The following is a 17078-nucleotide window of genomic DNA, read 5'->3' on the forward strand; positions in this document are numbered from 1 at the left end:
TTTACATACAGAATGGTTACATCTCTCCAAAACATATCATACAGATTCCATTTTTTTTATCTTTAGCCCAACCTAGCACATGTTAAATTAACCATGGGAATCGTTAGCTCTAAAGACCTGGTAAAAGCCAGCCCATTCATCCAATATCTTGGGGGTGAATATTTTGCCAAATTCCTGATGCACCTCCTGCGCTTCAACGAGTTGAATACGCTCTACGAAGAAATTGGAAATAAATCGGGTATCGAATTCATTGATGCTTTAATTGATTATCTGGACATCCGTCTCGAATTTAATCCGCAGGACCTGGAACGCATTCCGGCAACGGGTGGATTTATAACGGTTTCGAACCATCCGTTTGGCGGTATCGATGGCATTCTGCTCATCAAACTAATGTCGATGGTACGCGATGATCAGAAAGTATTGGCCAATTTCCTGCTGAAAAAGGTCAAACCGATCGGAGAATACTTTTTCGCAGTCAATCCGTTTGAGAATATGCCGGAAGCGGGGTCGAGTGTCAGCGGGATGAAAGCTGCTTTCGACCACATTAATGAAGGAGGCGTTCTCAGCATTTTCCCTGCCGGGGAAGTTTCGACCAAATACAACTCTGCCAATTTCATTGCCGACCGGGAATGGTTGTATCCCGCCATCAAATTCATCCGGAAAGCAGATGTGCCGGTAGTTCCCATCTTTTTTCACGGAACCAACAGCCGCATGTTTCACTGGCTGGGACGTATTCACCCGACACTTCGAACAGCCAGACTGGCTTCGGAGTTGCTGAATAAAAAAGGGAAAACCATCAAGGTGCGCATTGGGAATCCCATTCCGGTGAAAGAGCAACATTCGTTTACCGATATACATCAATACGGACGTTACCTCCGCTCAAAAACGTACTGTCTCGACACTGGTCTGGAAGTGAAACGCTTTTTCAACTATTCACTGAAAAGAAAAACCAAACCGGAAGAGATTATAGCTCCGGCATCCAAAGAAGCCATTCTGGAAGAGATTCGAAATCTTCATCCGGATTTTTTGCTTTTCGACATCAAGAACTACTCAATATACTGCGCTCCTTCAGAAGTTATGCCCAATATCCTGCATGAAATAGGAAGATTGCGCGAAATTACCTTCCGGGAAGTGGGTGAAGGTACCAACCGCGCCACCGACCTCGACGAGTTTGACCTGTACTACAACCAGATGTTTATCTGGGACCGGGACGAGGAGAAAATTGTGGGTGCCTACCGCATTGGAAAGGGAGCTGATATCATCCGGCAGTTTGGTGTTCAGGGATTTTACACCCAGAGCCTTTTCCGGATGAAAAAAGGTTTTAAAGACACATTGAATCAATCGTTGGAACTCGGACGTTCGTTCATTGTAAAGGAATACCAGCGGAAACCGCTGCCTTTGTTCCTGCTGTGGAAAGGTATCCTGTATTTTCTCTTGCGGAATCCGGAATACCGCTATTTACTTGGACCGGTGAGCATTAGCAATACGTATTCAGAGAAATCGAAGGAGCTGATCATCCGCTATATTATGGCCAACTTTTACGACTACAAAAGCGCCAAACATATCCGTCCGCGAAACCGGCACAAAGTGACCACGCTGGATGAAAACCTGAATGTAGCGCTCGAGAATCTGACTGACGACATCCGCTCGCTGGATAAGTTTATTGGCGATATTGATGAATACAACAAAGGATTACCGGTACTGCTGAAAAAATACCTGGGACTGAACGCCAAAATTATCGGCTTCAATGTCGATCCGAAATTCAATAACTGTCTGGACGGGCTGATTATTTTGGATCTTTTCGATGTTCCTCAGGAAACCATTGTTTCCCTTTCGAAAGAAGCGAACGACATGAGTATTCTGGAACGGTTTTATTCCAACACAGAAACAGATAAAGCAAAAGAATAAGAGCAACTTAACGACATAAAAAACGCCCTTCAAAAGAGGGCGTTTTCATTTTATGGTGTGATAAATAACTATCGGTTAGCTTCCGCAAACTTTCTTCCGGCACGCAATGCTTCGAGGTTTAGATTAACAATCGCCTCTCCTTTCCGCGTAAAAATTTTGCGAATTCCGTCTTCAATCAGCTCAAACGGAATATCGATAAACGGCGAAGCAGCTCCCAGCATCACCATATTCGATGCGCGTGAGTTGCCCACTTCTTTCGCTACTTTGTCCGCATCTATGGCAATGTGATGCGGTTGTTTTTTTACTTCGCCCAACACTTTGTCAAGCTCCGGGTAATTCGGAATATTCACAAAGGGCGTGGTATTGGTTACCACATACCCTTTTTTCGACAAGAAAGGCAAATAACGAAGCGATTCCATCGGCTCGACCGAAAGAATAATATCAGCTTCTCCAGCTGGAATTAAATCCGAATAAATGGGATTATCCGACAATCGAAGGTACGATTGAACGGCTCCACCACGCTGACTCATTCCATGCGTTTCGGCCTGTTTGAGATATAAATCGTTTTCAACGGCAGCCATTCCAAGCACAGCAGCAATCGATAAAATGCCCTGTCCGCCAACGCCTGCCAATACAATATCACATTTCATTTGTTTTGATTTTTTCGGTTTGACTAAGCGTTCTGTTCACTCTTCATCTTTTCGGCGCGGATGCGACGAGCTGCTTTCTGAATACATTCCCTTCGAGGAACAATCACCGATACGCCCTCGTAATTCACCTCCCGGTCAAGCAATTCTACCAACTTATCGTGATTTTTGGGATGCGCTTCAATGGTATGCAGGTGATCCGGATCGACACCTAATCCAAGGCAAATGGATTCAATTTTACCCAACGCTGCCGAATCCTGACCTCCGGTCATCGAAACCGATTCGTTGTCACAAATCAAAACTGTAATCGGAGTTTTTTCATTCACTGCATCCAGCAAACCAGTCATCCCCGAATGAGTAAACGTGGAATCACCAATCACAGCAACCGACGGAAACAATCCGGCATCGGCCGCTCCTTTGGCCATGGTTATAGATGCCCCCATATCGACACAGGAATTGATAGATGAATAAGGAGGTAACGCGCCCAACGTGTAACAACCAATATCGGAGAATACATGGCCGTCACCAAATGGCTCCATCACCAAATTCAACGCTTTGTATGTATCGTGGTGACTACAGCCTTTACAGAGTGCGGGAGGGCGGTTGGCAATAACTTCCGGAGCTTTTTCTCCTTTTTTCACTTTTATGCCCAACGCATTCGCCACATGATCAGGATTGAGCTCCCCCATACGGGGAAGTGTTCCGTCGAGGCGACCTAAAATGCGACGGCCACGACAGAAGAATCCGCTCAGCATCTCTTCCACCAACGGATAACCTTCTTCCAGCACCAGAATTTCATCCACCTGCTCTTCCAGCTTCTTCAGCATATCTTCCGGCAACGGGTACTGACTCAGTTTCACATGCGGATAAGGACATTCCTCGGGATAATTTTCCTTCAGGTAATTATAGGTGATGCCGCAGCAAATGATTCCCAAACTTTTGTCCTCGCCATCAAAATACTGATTAAATGACGCCTTTTCTGCGCTTTCGCGGAAAGAATCCTGTTTCTCCAGCAGGCCAGCATAACGCTTGCGGGCAATGGCCGGTAGCAAAACAAATTGTCTCGGGTCTTTCGGCAATGAGCCGGTATTTTCAGGCATCGGTTCAACGGTTTCCACGCCGGCACGCGAGTGTGCCAAACGGGTGGTAATACGTAGCAAAACAGGAACGCCTAGCTTCTCGGATAATTCAAATCCGGTACGGGCCATTTCGTAAGCTTCTTGCTGATTGGATGGCTCCAGAATAGGAAGCATCGAGAATTTTCCGTAAAAACGGGAATCTTGTTCGTTCTGAGACGAGTGCATCGAAGGATCGTCGGCTACCGTGACAATCAAGCCACCATTCACTCCGGTAATGGCCGAGTTGACAAATGCATCGGCAGCTACGTTTAATCCCACGTGTTTCATGCAGACCATGGCGCGCTTACCGGCATACGACATGCCCAGCCCTGCTTCCATTGCTGTCTTCTCGTTAGCTGACCATTCGCGGTGAATATTCCGCTCCTTCGCTACCGTATTTTCCTGAACATATTCGGTAATTTCGGTCGAAGGAGTCCCGGGATAGGCATAGACGCCCGACATTCCTCCGTCGATTGCGCCCTGTCCGATGGCCTCCGCCCCGAGCAGTAATTTTTTAGTCATAGCGTATATGTACGTTTATCGGTTTGTGTTGTTGAATCTTGTCCATTAGATTCTTAAAGCAACGGAAAAAACGTACCAATAAAAATGATCGAATGCAGGATTCAACGTCCTGCATTCGCTATGACCTAATATAAAATGTTTCTAAACCAGATGAATAAATCGATATGCAATATGTGGTTATTCCCCCATGATCGTCACCACAATCTTTCGCGAACCACCGCGATTCCTGAATTCGCAAAGATAAATTCCCTGCCAGGTTCCGAGGTTCAGGCGACCATTTGTCACCGGAATCGTGAGATTTGCGCCAAGAAGAGACGACTTCAGATGCGCCGGCATATCATCCGAACCTTCGAACACATGCGTGAAAACCGGATCATTTTCCGGAACCAACTTATTCATGAACGATTCGAAATCATCGCGTACCGATGGATCGGCATTTTCATTCAGCGAAAGCGCCGCCGATGTATGTTTAATGAGCAAATGGACCGGTCCAATTTTCGGCAACTCGGGAAGCTGCCGCTGAATTTCGCTGGTGATTAAATGGTAACCTCGCCGGTATGGCGAAAGAGTAATTTCGAATTGCTTCATCATAACGATTCATCTTTTTGATTTCTGAATGGTTATTTGGTGCCGAAATCCTGAACCAGATAGTTGTCATATTTGCTCGCAGTGTTCCGGTAAAAACCGATACCCACAACCCGATACGAACCATTCAGTATATTTTTTCGGTGACCAACACCCGATATGCCTGTATCGATAATCAGCAGCTTGACAAATGCAATGGCCGCTCCATTCGGATCCGATTCGGCGTTGTAGGATGGATACGAGCCGGCAGCAATATTTTCTCCAACCGAGCCAGTGTAACCTTCGGCCTGAGCCCGCGATTGCGGCGTCCCGTTTTCGGTGTGCCCGAAAACATTGTTGTCGGCCATGTACTTCGCATATTTGGTTGCTGAAGTGGTCAGCAGGTCATTCAAAGTTAAGGCATTTACAGCAGAGCGGCTGGTTAAATCATTGTACGCTCCATTGTCTGTACCTGAATTATACTCGCTTTTCAACCGCTGGTTGGCATAATCTGCCGGCTTCGTCCGGGCAAAATTGATTTCGGCCAACATCGCATCTTTGAATGTTACATTCCCCGACGGCGTGGTGGATGTTGTGTCCGGTGGTGTCGACGTTGAAGTTGACGTGGTATCCGTCGTGGCTGTTGACGTTGAATCCTGAACGCTCCCGCTACCTGATTGATTCGGTAAAGGAACCAACGAATCGTCTGTCGAACAGCTCCATGCCAGCGCTATTAAAAATAATACGGCCATTATCCGGCCGGCGACCCAATAATTCTTCTGTTTTTTCTGTTTCATTTTCCCCCTTTTTAAAATTCCAGCCCTAACTTGCGAACCGCATAGTTAAAGGCATAATCATCTATCTCATCTACACTCTGGCGATATATTTTCAATCGCTCTTTCTCCTCACCCGTCGCCAGCTTCGGATCGTCAAAAATGGCCTCCTCCACTGTTGCCGACGGGTATTTACTCATCGCTTCACTGGTCGCCAAGGGGGTAAGCGTTATGATTTGGTCGAAATGAGTCTCGTCCAACTCTCCCAGTGTTTTACTTTTGGCTTCCCGGATATCCACCACTGCCTCAATCATTGCCTTTACAGCAAACGCATCCATGTTGCAGGGCTTCAAACCAGCGCTTCGAATCACCACATTGTTTCGCGTATAATAGCGCAGCCATCCCTCCAGCATTTGCGAACGGGCAGCGTTTTCAGTGGTCAATATCAAAACTTTCGCCATAAAAATTATTTCTTCACAAAATCCTTAAATGCATTATACGTCCCGCCGGTTTGCTGATACTCCTGGTAATCTGCCTGCTGTTTCTTCCATTCAGCAGCCATTTGAGACAGCACTCCATCGGCATGTTCGAAAAACATCATGTATGCATCACAAAAACGTGGTTTCCGATGATCGCGCGGGTCCTTAATCCGGTCCTTCGTGCAACCACCGTAACATTTCGTATACCAACGGCATTGACGACATTTTACAGGAACAGCACTCTTCGCACGTCCAAAAGCCTGTTGTTTTTTGGAATTCAACATATTAACAATTTTGTCATGCCGAATATTTCCCAAACGGTATTTCGGATCGACAAAAAAGTCACATGAATAAACATTGCCGTTGTGCTCAATCACCGTGTAAACTCCGCATTCGCGCATAAATGCACACTCGGGGGCTTCCATTCCCACATACGTGTGAAAAACCGTTTCGAAGTGACGAATGGACGTGGTGGGTTGTCCGTTTTCGAAATCGGCCAGCCATAAATCGAAAAGCTCTACCAGAAACTTGCCGTATTTTTCTGCTGTTACCGAAAAGGATGCAGCTTGGGTGGGATCATCCTTGTCCGGTTCCACTATGGGAATGAACTGCATATAAGTTAAGCCGAGACTCTTATAATAATCGTAAAGCTCCGCTGCATAATCAGCCGAATAATCGGTCACGCAACACATGGCATTCACAGCCACGCCCTCTTCCAACAACATCTTCGCCACATTCTCCACTTTTTCCCAGGTCGGCTGCTCGCCTTTATCCTTACGAAAATGGTCGTGAATATGTTGCGGCCCGTCCAGCGATAAACCAATGAGCCAGTCGTATTCCTTGAAAAATTTGGCCCAATCGCGGTTCAATAACGTTCCGTTGGTTTGAAAACCGTTGCCGATGGCTTTTCCGTAACCATATTTCTTCTCCAGCTCAATGGCTCGTTTGTAGAAATCCAGTCCCATCAAAGCCGGTTCACCGCCCTGCCAGGCAATGGAAACATTTTGTCCCGACTGCTGCATCACCTGCCTTATCATCTCTTCCTGGATTTCCGGCGACATCCGGTGTACTTTCGTATCCGGAAACAGCTCGTCCTTCTCCAGGTAAAAGCAATAACTGCAATCAAGATTACAGTCAGGGCCGGCAGGTTTTACCAGCACCGAGTTCAATGGTTTGTAATGTACGCTCACGGAAAAATCTATACTCTACAATTCTTTCTCAGTCTCACAATTATGTGATATTTGCAAACATAGTCAAAAATATGAGCGAGAGAAAATCATTCCTTTAGTTTAAATTCGCTCAATTCAGACGATTTAACCATCTTTATGGTAACCAAATTCACGTTGAAGCGCCCGATTCTTATGAGAAAATTTTTCGTCGCTTTTTCTATGCTCATTTGTTTGCTGGCTATTCCTTTAACAGGAAAAAGTCAGACGTTGACGGCTCATGTCAAAGGACAGGTGACCGACGAGAAAGGAGCTCCGCTCGAATTGGTGAACATTTCGCTCAAAGGTCTGGCTGTTGGAACCAGCACCGACGAAAATGGCCGGTTTATTTTACAGGTTCCGGCACGAAAAGAGGAAACACTTTTTATCTCCCGGGTGGGTTATCAATCGGTCGAGATGAAAATTCGACTCGCTCCCGGTGAAGAAAAAACGATCACACCAGTATTGAAGCTGCTCCCCGGAGAAATAGACGAAGTAACGGTTTCGGAATCCCGCCGCGAAAAAAACGGGATGACCACAATCAACCCGAAACTAACAACACACATTCCGGAAGTTTCGGGTGGTGGTGTGGAAGCATTACTGAAAACCATGCCCGGCGTTTATTCCAACAACGAACTTAGTTCCCGTTACTCAGTTCGCGGCGGGAACTTCGACGAAAATTTAGTGTACATCAACGGAATCGAAGTTTACCGGCCTTTCCTTGTTCGTTCCGGGCAACAGGAAGGTTTGAGTGTTATCAATCCTGACATGGTTTCGTCCATTGAGTTTTCGTCAGGAGGTTTCGATGCTTCCTACGGCGACAAAATGTCTTCGGTACTAGATATTCATTACCGGAAACCAAAACAAACCGCCGCGTCCGCGGAAGTGAGTTTACTGGGAGCTTCCGCTCATATGGAAGGAACAGCGTTGAAAAACCGGTTCACCCACATCACGGGAATCCGATACAAAACCAATCGTTACCTGTTGGGAACATTGGACCAAAAGGGAGATTATTCTCCCAACTTCCTTGATTTCCAAACGTATCTCACCTATCAGTTTTCACCGAAACTCACGCTGGGTTTCCTTGGAAATATTGCTTCGAATGTTTATCAGTTTATTCCGACAACCCGAGAAACACAATACGGAACCTGGAGTCAGGTGTACCAGCTAAAAATTTACTTCGACGGACAGGAAAAGGACCGGTACGAAACGAAATTGGGCGCGTTGAATCTGAATTATCATCCAATAGATGAGCTTCACTTGAAACTAACCGCTTCCGCTTTTCACTCGGTGGAAGCAGAACGATATGACATCCAGGGGCAATACTTATTGAACGAAGTGGATATTTCTCCCGGCTCGGCTACTTACGCTGACAGTACTATGAACATTGGCATTGGCTCCTATCTCGACCATGCCCGCAACAATCTCGATGCCAGAGTAATGAGCATCGAGCATCGTGGTGAACTTAGGGAAGGGAATCACAAAGTAGACTGGGGATTGCAATTCAGGCATGAAACCTTTGACGAAAAAATCAACGAATGGCAAATGCGCGATTCGGCCGGTTATTCACTACCGCGAAACGACCAGATGGTGGAGCTTTACCAATCGGTGAATGCAAAAAATAACATCAGCAGCAATCGCTTTTCCGGATTTATTCAGGATACCTGGAACATTCCACTGTCAGACGGCAATCTCAACCTGAACGGTGGAATCCGGGCTCAATACTGGGATTTCAATGAACAAACCATTGTGAGTCCTCGCGTTTCGGCCACGTGGTACCCAAACTGGCAAAAAAACTACGTTTTTCGGCTGGCCTGGGGGAAATACCAGCAAATGCCCTTTTTCAAGGAACTACAGACCCTCGATGGACAAATCAACCGGAATGTAAAAGCTCAGGATGCAACCCATTATGTGGTCGGCGTCGACCATCTGTTTAGACTGTGGGAACGTCCGTTTAAACTCTCTTCCGAAGTTTATTACAAGTCGCTCAAAAATCTGATCCCCTACCAGATTGACAATATCCGCATCCGTTACCTTTCGGGAGAAGTGGCCAAGGGTTATGCGTATGGTCTCGACATGAAACTGAACGGTGAGTTCGTCAGCGGCATTCAGTCATGGGCCAGCCTTTCGCTCATGAAAACGGAGGAAGACATTATCGGCGACCATTACACGATTACCGATGCGAACGGAAATACGCAAATTGTTTATCCGGGTTACATTCCGCGCCCAACCGATCAACGTGTCAATTTCAGTCTCTTTTTCCAGGATTACTTTCCGGGATATCCATCCATCAAGATGTACCTGACGCTGCATTACGGTTCGAAATTGCCTTTCGGTCCACCAAACAACGAACGTTGGATGGACACTTTCAGGATGCCGCCTTACCGCCGCGTGGATATCGGCTTCACCAAAACATTGTTTTCCGGTGACAACCACAACATAAAAAACCGATTGGGCATGAAAGCTGCGTCCATTTCTCTGGAGGTTTTCAATCTGATGGACATCAACAACACCATTTCTTACTTCTGGGTAACCGACGTCTACAATCAAATGCATGCGGTACCCAATTACCTGACGGGAAGAAGAATCAACCTGAAACTTTCGGCCCGATTTTAACGGCCTTGGCGGATTTCCGATTTTCAGCTAATTTCGGAGCCGGGAATGATTAACACCTTAATTCAACGCTAAAGCAAATGACCTTTTTATATCCGACATATTTCTGGGCGCTGTTCCTGATTCTCATTCCCATTATTATTCACATTTTTAAGTTCCGGCGTTACACCACGGTTTATTTCAGTAATGTCAGGGCCCTAAGCCAACTGAAGAAGGAGAAGAAACAGCAAAAGCATCTGAAGGAATTGTTGATACTCGCCAGTCGGATATTGGCAATCGCATTTCTGGTTACCGCTTTCGCTCACCCTTTTATTCCTCCAAAGAATGCCTCAACGGATACCAATTTGAATAAAGCAGGCATTTACATCGACAATTCCTTCAGTATGCTGGCCGGCTCCGAGGGAAACAACCTGCTGGAACAGGCCAAACAGGAAGCGCTGAACCTGGCTAATGCTTATCCGGCTGATACCAAGTTTGCATTGGTCACGAACGATTTATCGCTGCAAAACCAGCGTTTGCTCGACCGGAGTATGTTGATCAACCGAATCAGCGCAGTGGAAGCCACGCCGGCCCGTCCGCCACTTTCGCAAATCATTCGGGTGCTTTCCCGACGACTGAAAAGCGAAAAGAATGCCAGCCCAAATTCGGTCTACCTGTTCAGCGATTTTCAGAAAAACATAGCAGATATAGGGCGAATAAAGGCTGACACTTCGTTGAGCCTGAATATTGATTTGTTAAAGGCACAGCAATCCGACAATCTCCTCGTTGATTCAGTCTGGTTTGCCGTACCCGGAAGAATTAAAGGGACCGCAGAAACACTTTATGCCCGGGTCAGAAATAACGGAGCTCAGGAGTTGGCAGACGTTCCCATGCGTTACATCGAAAACGACTCGCTGCGTGCTGTCACCAGTTTTGACCTGAAGCCCAACCAAGAAAAAACCGTTTCGCTGAAATTCACTGCCCGAAGTGCGGGAATTAAAAATGCCCAGGTGGAATTGACCGATTATCCGGTTACCTATGACAACACGCTTTACATCGGCTTCCGGGTAACCGGACGGATTAAAGCACTGGTGATTCACGGCAACGAAGAAGGGACTAAATATCTTTCTGCATTACTAAAAACCGACAGCCTGGTGCATTACCAGGAAGTTAGCTGGCAACAGGTCCGAACCGGCGAATTCAGTAAGCAACAAATTGTTTTTCTTACTCAACTTCCGGAAGTTTCTTCCGGGTTGACAGCAAGTCTGGCCCAATTTATCCGACAAGGCGGAACGGTTGTCTTTTTCCCGGCGAAAAACGGTGATCTGGAATCATACAACCGCTTCATCAACGAAATGCAGGGAAATCCTTTTTCCACAACTGCCGACACAACTTCCATGCGCATCGCAAAGCTTGATGTCACGAATCCGCTTTTCCAGGATGTTTTCAGTGGTCCCCATCCGGATGGCGATTTGCCGGAAGTGAAAATTCATTTGCCCAGTCAAACCGTTCAGACCAGGGTATTGCCTATTCTTACGCTGGCTAACGGAAATCTGCTTCTGAGCGAAAGCCAACCCGGCAAAGGAAAATTCTTCCTCTTTACGCTGCCATCATCGCAGGAAAACCGTGCATTCTTCACCAATGCGTTGTTTGTTCCCCTGATATACAAAATGGTGCTGAACAGTGTGCAAGGTTCACCGCTGTATTACACCATCGGGCAAAATAAAGTGATTGACCTTCCCTTTCCGGGAAACGGAAATACACAGAGCGAAATGCAACTAAAAGGAGTTGGCAACTCGTTCGATTGGCTGCCCACCATACAGCCTCTTCCGGGAAACCGATTTCAAATGAAAACCGATGCCGTTACCCAGGCCGGAAACTACGAATTGACATCCGGAAACGGAACGTTACCGCTGGCTTTTAATTACGATCGGAAAGAATCTGCCCCGGATTGTTACAACGCCGACCAACTCAGAGAGCAACTCCAACAAACTGGCTTCCAAAAGGTGCATTTTATTACCGCATCAAAGACTGAACTTTCTGCTCACTTCGATGTCGTACATAATGGGAGACAACTTTGGAGGTTATTCCTGGTGCTCGCCATCATGGCCCTTCTGGCTGAAGTTTTAATTATCCGTTTTTGGAAATAATCCGGTAACAAATTAGCAACCACTTTTCATCTTTCGCTTCCGGTTTAACGTCAAAATAAAAACGGGGCTATTGCAGAACATTTTGATAATGCCAATTAAATCCTTTAGCTTCAACTCCCGCTGATAAATTTCCAATTGTATAAAACCATATTACGTATGAATATGACGACGAAAGACTACATTGCCCGTGAGGATCAATACGGAGCACATAACTATCACCCGCTTCCCGTTGTACTGGAAAGAGGCGAAGGTATTTTTGTATGGGACGTGGAAGGCAAAAAATATTATGACTTCCTGGCTGCTTACTCGGCGGTAAACCAAGGACATTCGCACCCAAAAATTGTAAAAGCATTGACTGAGCAAGCCAATAAACTGGCGCTGACGTCACGTGCTTTTTATAACAACGTACTCGGTGAGTGGGAAGAGTACATCACCAAGCTGTTTGGCTACGATAAAATGCTGCCGATGAACTCGGGCGCCGAAGCCGACGAAACAGCGCTGAAGCTGATTCGCAAATGGGCATATAAAGTAAAAGGCGTTCCGCAGAATGAAGCCCGCATTATTTGCTGCGACGGCAACTTCCACGGACGTACCATTTCCATCATTTCGATGTCGACTGACCCGGATGCATATGGCGACTACGGACCTTATACGCCTGGGTTTGTAAAAGTTCCGTATAACGATTTGGAAGCACTCGAAGCAGAGCTGAAGAATCCGAATACGGCAGGTTTCCTCGTTGAGCCGATTCAGGCTGAAGCCGGTGTTTACGTTCCGGAAGATGGTTACCTGAAAAAAGCCAAAGCATTGTGTGAAAAACACAACGTTCTTTTCGTTGCCGACGAAGTGCAAACCGGACTGGGCCGTACAGGCAAAATGCTGGCCTGCGACCACGAAGATGTTCGTCCGGACATTCTGGTACTCGGGAAAGCCATTTCAGGCGGTTTAATGCCCGTTTCCTGCGTGTTGGCCGACGATGATGTTATGCTGACCATTAAACCGGGAGAACACGGTTCTACGTACGGTGGAAACCCAATTGCCGCAAAAGTTGCGATTGCCGCTCTGGAAGTACTGCAGGAAGAGAACCTGGTGGATAACTCCGAAAAGATTGGCGCTTATTTCCGCAAGGAGATGAAAGCCATCGACTCGCCGTTGATTCAGGAAGTACGCGGAAAAGGTTTGCTGAACGCAATTCAGATTAAACCAACCAACGGTAAAACGGCATGGGATGTTTGTCTCGCGATGAAAGAGCACGGTCTTATCGCTAAACCAACCCACGAGCACACCATTCGTTTCACTCCGCCGCTTACTATCACCGAGGAGCAAATGGCTGAAGCCATCTCTCTGATCAAAAAAGCATTCGCTGAATTCGAATAAATACAAAACGTCAGACACAAAAAAAGGCCTCTCCGCATTGGAGTGGCCTTTTTATTTTTAATTCCCTGGTTTATTGACTAATTCCGGTTGCCCGGAAACGTAATAACATTGTTCTGTTGATTCGTATTTGTACTGTCGGACTGCATCTCTTCCGTTTGTCCTGAAATCAACAACGGCAAATCACCTACTTTTCCAACTGCCTTCACATGATAGTCGCGTGTATATTTCATGATGTACAGCGTGTGGTTCATATAACCGCCAAAATCGGAAACCTTCTGGAAGTTATAGTCGCCTTGCAGCAAGTGTACATTCAGGTACGGAAGGCATTGAGCAAAGTTGGTTCCGAATTTCTGAATAGCATGCACAAAATAATTCGTGATATCGTATCCCTGGAAACTAAACTGATTGGGCTCGTCGTAGAAATTATTCCGATAGCGCTCAATAAACCGCACCACACCTTTATCACGATAGTCGATGTAATAAGGCGTCAGGTAATGCAGCTTCAGGTTGTGCAGATAATCAGTTTCAATACTCCGGTAACGTGAAAATTCCGAAAGACCGACCAGCGTAATGTTATATTTCTTGGCCGCTGTATTCAGGTTTGTTACTGCCACACTTACGTCGGCTTCACGAGTCATCGGCACAATCACCACGTTATCCTTGTTCGGCTCAAGCAGATGAATCAGTCCGTAGTATCCGCCTTCGCGGAAATCGAATTCGTGAAAAAGAACCGACGGTGTTTGGTCATAATAGCCGGTAGCGAAGAATTTGTTCCGCACCCAATCTACCAGTTTCGATTCATCGAGATGCGCATTGTTGCCCATCTGCATCACAATGAAGTTCTTGTTAAAGTAGTCGTCGCCCAGATAGTCAGCCGTTGCTTTCAAACGGTACATCTTGTCCGGATTAATTTGGAAATAATACGGATTCTTGTCAGCAAGCCCTCCGTTTGACGCCAGCGGAGAAACCATCGGAATCCGGTTTTTGGCTGAAAGCTCCGATACCATTTTCTGGCATTTAGGGTACACCGGACCTATAATCAAATTCAGCGACAAGAACTCGGGACGTTGAACCAATTGCCGGATTACACTTGTATCCTGGTTTGTATCGTAAACATACAATTCCGTTTTAATACCTTGTTGTTTCAACGTATCCAATGCCAGTAAAACTCCTTCGTAAAAATCGAGGAAATTAACCGATGGCTCGTACACAATCTTGTGGTCTCTTACCTTCACCGAATCAACAACCGGGTCATCAATTCCAGCAGCCTTTTGTTCGTCAATCTGCTTCTGTATTTCGTCCGGTGTCATCCGGATATAATTGACCGTGTCATTTGCTTCGAGATACAACGGAAGGAACAATCCAATTTTAATCGGTTCGTTACCCGACCAGCTCATTCCCATACATTCAGCTTTCGGTGCAGCCGGATTAGGCTCGACTTCGTAAGCGGGCGTTTGAACCGGAACGTTGGATTTAATTTCATCCGAAAGATTTTCCTTCAACTCTTCCGGTACACCGGCCTTGGGAATCAGCAGTTGCTCGCCAACTACCGGTCCACGCAATTTCAGCACAGGGTTCAGCTCTTTCAGCTGACTGATTTTCACATTGTACTGATGTGAAAGTCCGTAAAGCGTTTCGCCTTTGGTAACTGTATGGTATTGAAACAGATTCTTATTGATGGGAACAACTTTCGTTGAAGCCACCTGTTTTTCCGGAATACGAATGACCAGACCAGCATTCAACCCATCATACAATTGCGGATTCAACTTCACCAACTCGTCCTGCGATACACCGAAACGCTGTTTCAGACTGAAATAGGTATCGCCCGTTTCTACACGGTAGGTAAAATATTTTCCTGAAGCCGTTGGAACCAACTGGGTAGGTTGAGTGGAAGCCTGTTTGGGAATTCTCAGCATACTTCCGGTTTCGAGTGACTGCTCTGCCCCGGGATTCGCTTTCACTATTTCGCTTATCTTCCTGTTATACTCTTTCGAAATGGAATAGAGTGTTTCCCCTTTTTCCACTTTGTGGTAAAAATAATTATCATTTGCCTGGGGCGCTTGCTGCATTTCCGTTGTCGGTTGTGTTTGCCGCGGAATGCGCAAAACTTCGCCTACCAGCAATTCTTTTCTAGCTTCCGGATTGTATTTATATATGGTTTGAACGTCGACGCCATACTGACGGGAGATGGAGTAAACCGTTTCCTGCGGTTTCACCGGATGGAAAAAGAAATCAGCCGAAGGTGGCAAAGCGTGCTGTTTTTCACGTGTTTTATGTCGGCGGCGTCTTTTTTCTTTCCGCGATTCACTTTTTTGCATCTTCCCCACAGGAATGCGCAGGATTTCGCCAATCGAAAGTCCATCCTTCACCGACGGATTTTCGTCCGCAATTTCGGTTTGTGGAACTCCGTACGATTGAGAAATCGAATACAAGGTTTGCCCTTTTTCAACGGTATGTAACAGGTATTTTTTTCCTCCAATAACTACGGTCTCGGACGAAATTTTGACCTGAGCCACTGTCGGGATTACCGTCAGCGCAAACAAAAAAGTGAAAACTATGGTAAAACGGCTTATTCTGGTCTTCATTTTCAATATCTACAGAAATGTCAAATAGTTGGCCGAAAGGTAAGAAATTTTGCAAACATTCCTGAACGCTCTCTTCCTCACAAGTGACGGAGAAACAAAAAAAAGCCGGCTTTCATTTGTCATTAAAAGCCGGTTAGTCTGAAGTATTAAATTTTGTTTAATCGTGCTCGCCAAAGTTACGCATGAACTGAACGCGCATATAAGCAGCTGGGTCGACATCATTCCCAAGGCTCAACTTACCTTTGAAATCTGCAACCGAAGCGTAGTTGTGACGCTCCATCCAGTCGGAAAGTCCCTGGTTGAAATCTTTGATAACGCTTACTTTATCGATATACAATGCCGATACTACCTGTACTGCCGAAGCACCTGCCAGCAACATCCGGACGACTGTCTGCCAGTCGTGCACTCCGGTTGAAGCAGCCAAATCGCAATTAACGCGTTTGGCCATAATACCAATCCACCTGAGTGGCAGCGTATAATCCGAATCGGTTGAAAATACATCGGCACTGATCATTTTCTCGTTTTCTACGTCGATATCCGGGCTGTAGAACTTGTTGAACAACACCAGTCCACTGATTTCAGCAAACGACAAGTCGCGAATCATCCCTCCAAGGTTCGAGAAGTACGGACTGATTTTCAGCGAAAGCGGAATTTTAATATTTGAAGCAACCCGGGTGGCCACATCGAAATAGATGCTTTCATTCTCGCGGCTGTTCTGCGAAAGGTCGGAAGGCCGGATGAACATATTCAGTTCGATAGCATCGGCGCCGGCCTCTTCCAGCTTTTTGGCAAAGAATGACCACTCCTGGTTTGAGACACAGTTAATACTAGCAATTACGGGGATCGATAATGCTTTTTTGGCATCGGAAACCAGTTGAATGTAACGCTTCAGATTTCCTTCACGGATTTCATAATCGTAATAATCCAAAAACTCGAGGTTGCTTTCCATCGGCCCCAGCTTCTTCATCTCTTCGGCGTACTCGAGGTAAATTTCTTCCTCGAAAACCGACTTGAGCACGACAGCTCCCGCTCCGGCTTTTTCAATTTCCCGAAGACTTTCGATGGAATTGGTTAATCCGCTACTCCCGGCGATTATGGGGCTTTTTAATTCCAATCCAAGATATGAAACAGAAAGATCAGGCATGATTCGATTTACTTTTA

The 17078-nt window shown here is 46.2% G+C and carries 12 protein-coding genes; 4 read left to right on the forward strand and 8 right to left on the reverse strand.

From position 1 onward, the window contains the following. The first annotated feature begins 93 nt into the window (after positions 1-93). Positions 94-1908 carry a bifunctional lysophospholipid acyltransferase family protein/GNAT family N-acetyltransferase gene (locus tag CLV93_RS08110; RefSeq protein WP_106541679.1) on the forward strand — a complete coding sequence of 605 codons (1815 nt, stop codon included), beginning with the start codon at positions 94-96 and terminating at the stop codon, positions 1906-1908. 68 nt (positions 1909-1976) lie between these two features. Here CLV93_RS08110 and CLV93_RS08115 read toward each other — a convergent pair whose 3' ends face one another. From CLV93_RS08115 to CLV93_RS08140, 6 genes are all read right to left on the reverse strand, one after another. Then, complete coding sequence (locus CLV93_RS08115; protein WP_106541680.1) at positions 1977-2558, reverse strand: indolepyruvate oxidoreductase subunit beta; 582 nt, start codon at positions 2556-2558, stop codon at positions 1977-1979. A gap of 23 nt (positions 2559-2581) precedes the next feature. After that, entirely contained in the window at positions 2582-4195 is a 1614-nt protein-coding gene (locus CLV93_RS08120) for a thiamine pyrophosphate-dependent enzyme (RefSeq protein WP_106541681.1), read from the reverse strand. 177 nt (positions 4196-4372) lie between these two features. Continuing rightward, positions 4373-4786 (reverse strand): secondary thiamine-phosphate synthase enzyme YjbQ, encoded by a 414-nt coding sequence (locus tag CLV93_RS08125; protein ID WP_106541682.1) that lies wholly within the window; start codon positions 4784-4786, stop codon positions 4373-4375. Positions 4787-4815: 29 nt separating this feature from the next. Beyond that, positions 4816-5556: a CAP domain-containing protein gene (locus CLV93_RS08130; protein WP_106541683.1), complete on the reverse strand. Its 741-nt coding sequence runs from the start codon at positions 5554-5556 to the stop codon at positions 4816-4818. Between the two features lie 11 nt (positions 5557-5567). Then, the gene (locus CLV93_RS08135; protein ID WP_106541684.1) at positions 5568-5993 is read right to left on the reverse strand and encodes an arsenate reductase/protein-tyrosine-phosphatase family protein; all 426 of its coding nucleotides are present in this window, start codon (positions 5991-5993) and stop codon (positions 5568-5570) included. Positions 5994-5998: 5 nt separating this feature from the next. After that, positions 5999-7201 carry an anaerobic sulfatase maturase gene (locus CLV93_RS08140; protein ID WP_106541685.1) on the reverse strand — a complete coding sequence of 401 codons (1203 nt, stop codon included), beginning with the start codon at positions 7199-7201 and terminating at the stop codon, positions 5999-6001. Positions 7202-7372: 171 nt separating this feature from the next. On the opposite strand from CLV93_RS08140, the gene CLV93_RS08145 reads away from it, so the two are divergent. The 3 genes from CLV93_RS08145 (at position 7373) to rocD (ending at position 13332) form a co-directional block, all read left to right on the forward strand. Beyond that, positions 7373-9832 carry a TonB-dependent receptor gene (locus CLV93_RS08145; RefSeq protein ID WP_170108895.1) on the forward strand — a complete coding sequence of 820 codons (2460 nt, stop codon included), beginning with the start codon at positions 7373-7375 and terminating at the stop codon, positions 9830-9832. A 77-nt stretch (positions 9833-9909) separates the two neighbouring features. After that, positions 9910-11958 (forward strand): vWA domain-containing protein, encoded by a 2049-nt coding sequence (locus CLV93_RS08150; RefSeq protein WP_106541687.1) that lies wholly within the window; start codon positions 9910-9912, stop codon positions 11956-11958. Between the two features lie 156 nt (positions 11959-12114). Continuing rightward, on the forward strand, positions 12115-13332 hold the full coding sequence (gene rocD, locus CLV93_RS08155; protein ID WP_281351393.1) for an ornithine--oxo-acid transaminase: 1218 nt from the start codon (positions 12115-12117) through the stop codon (positions 13330-13332). Positions 13333-13409: 77 nt separating this feature from the next. On the opposite strand, the gene CLV93_RS08160 is transcribed toward rocD, so the two are convergent. Continuing rightward, the gene (locus tag CLV93_RS08160; protein WP_106541688.1) at positions 13410-15917 is read right to left on the reverse strand and encodes a LysM peptidoglycan-binding domain-containing protein; all 2508 of its coding nucleotides are present in this window, start codon (positions 15915-15917) and stop codon (positions 13410-13412) included. A gap of 157 nt (positions 15918-16074) precedes the next feature. After that, positions 16075-17061, reverse strand: coding sequence for a dihydroorotate dehydrogenase-like protein (locus CLV93_RS08165; protein WP_106541689.1), 987 nt, complete (start codon positions 17059-17061; stop codon positions 16075-16077). Between the last annotated feature and the right edge of the window lie 17 nt (positions 17062-17078).

Origin of the sequence: Prolixibacter denitrificans (genome assembly GCF_003014495.1) — a bacterium.
Classification (GTDB): Bacteria; Bacteroidota; Bacteroidia; order Bacteroidales; family Prolixibacteraceae; genus Prolixibacter; species Prolixibacter denitrificans.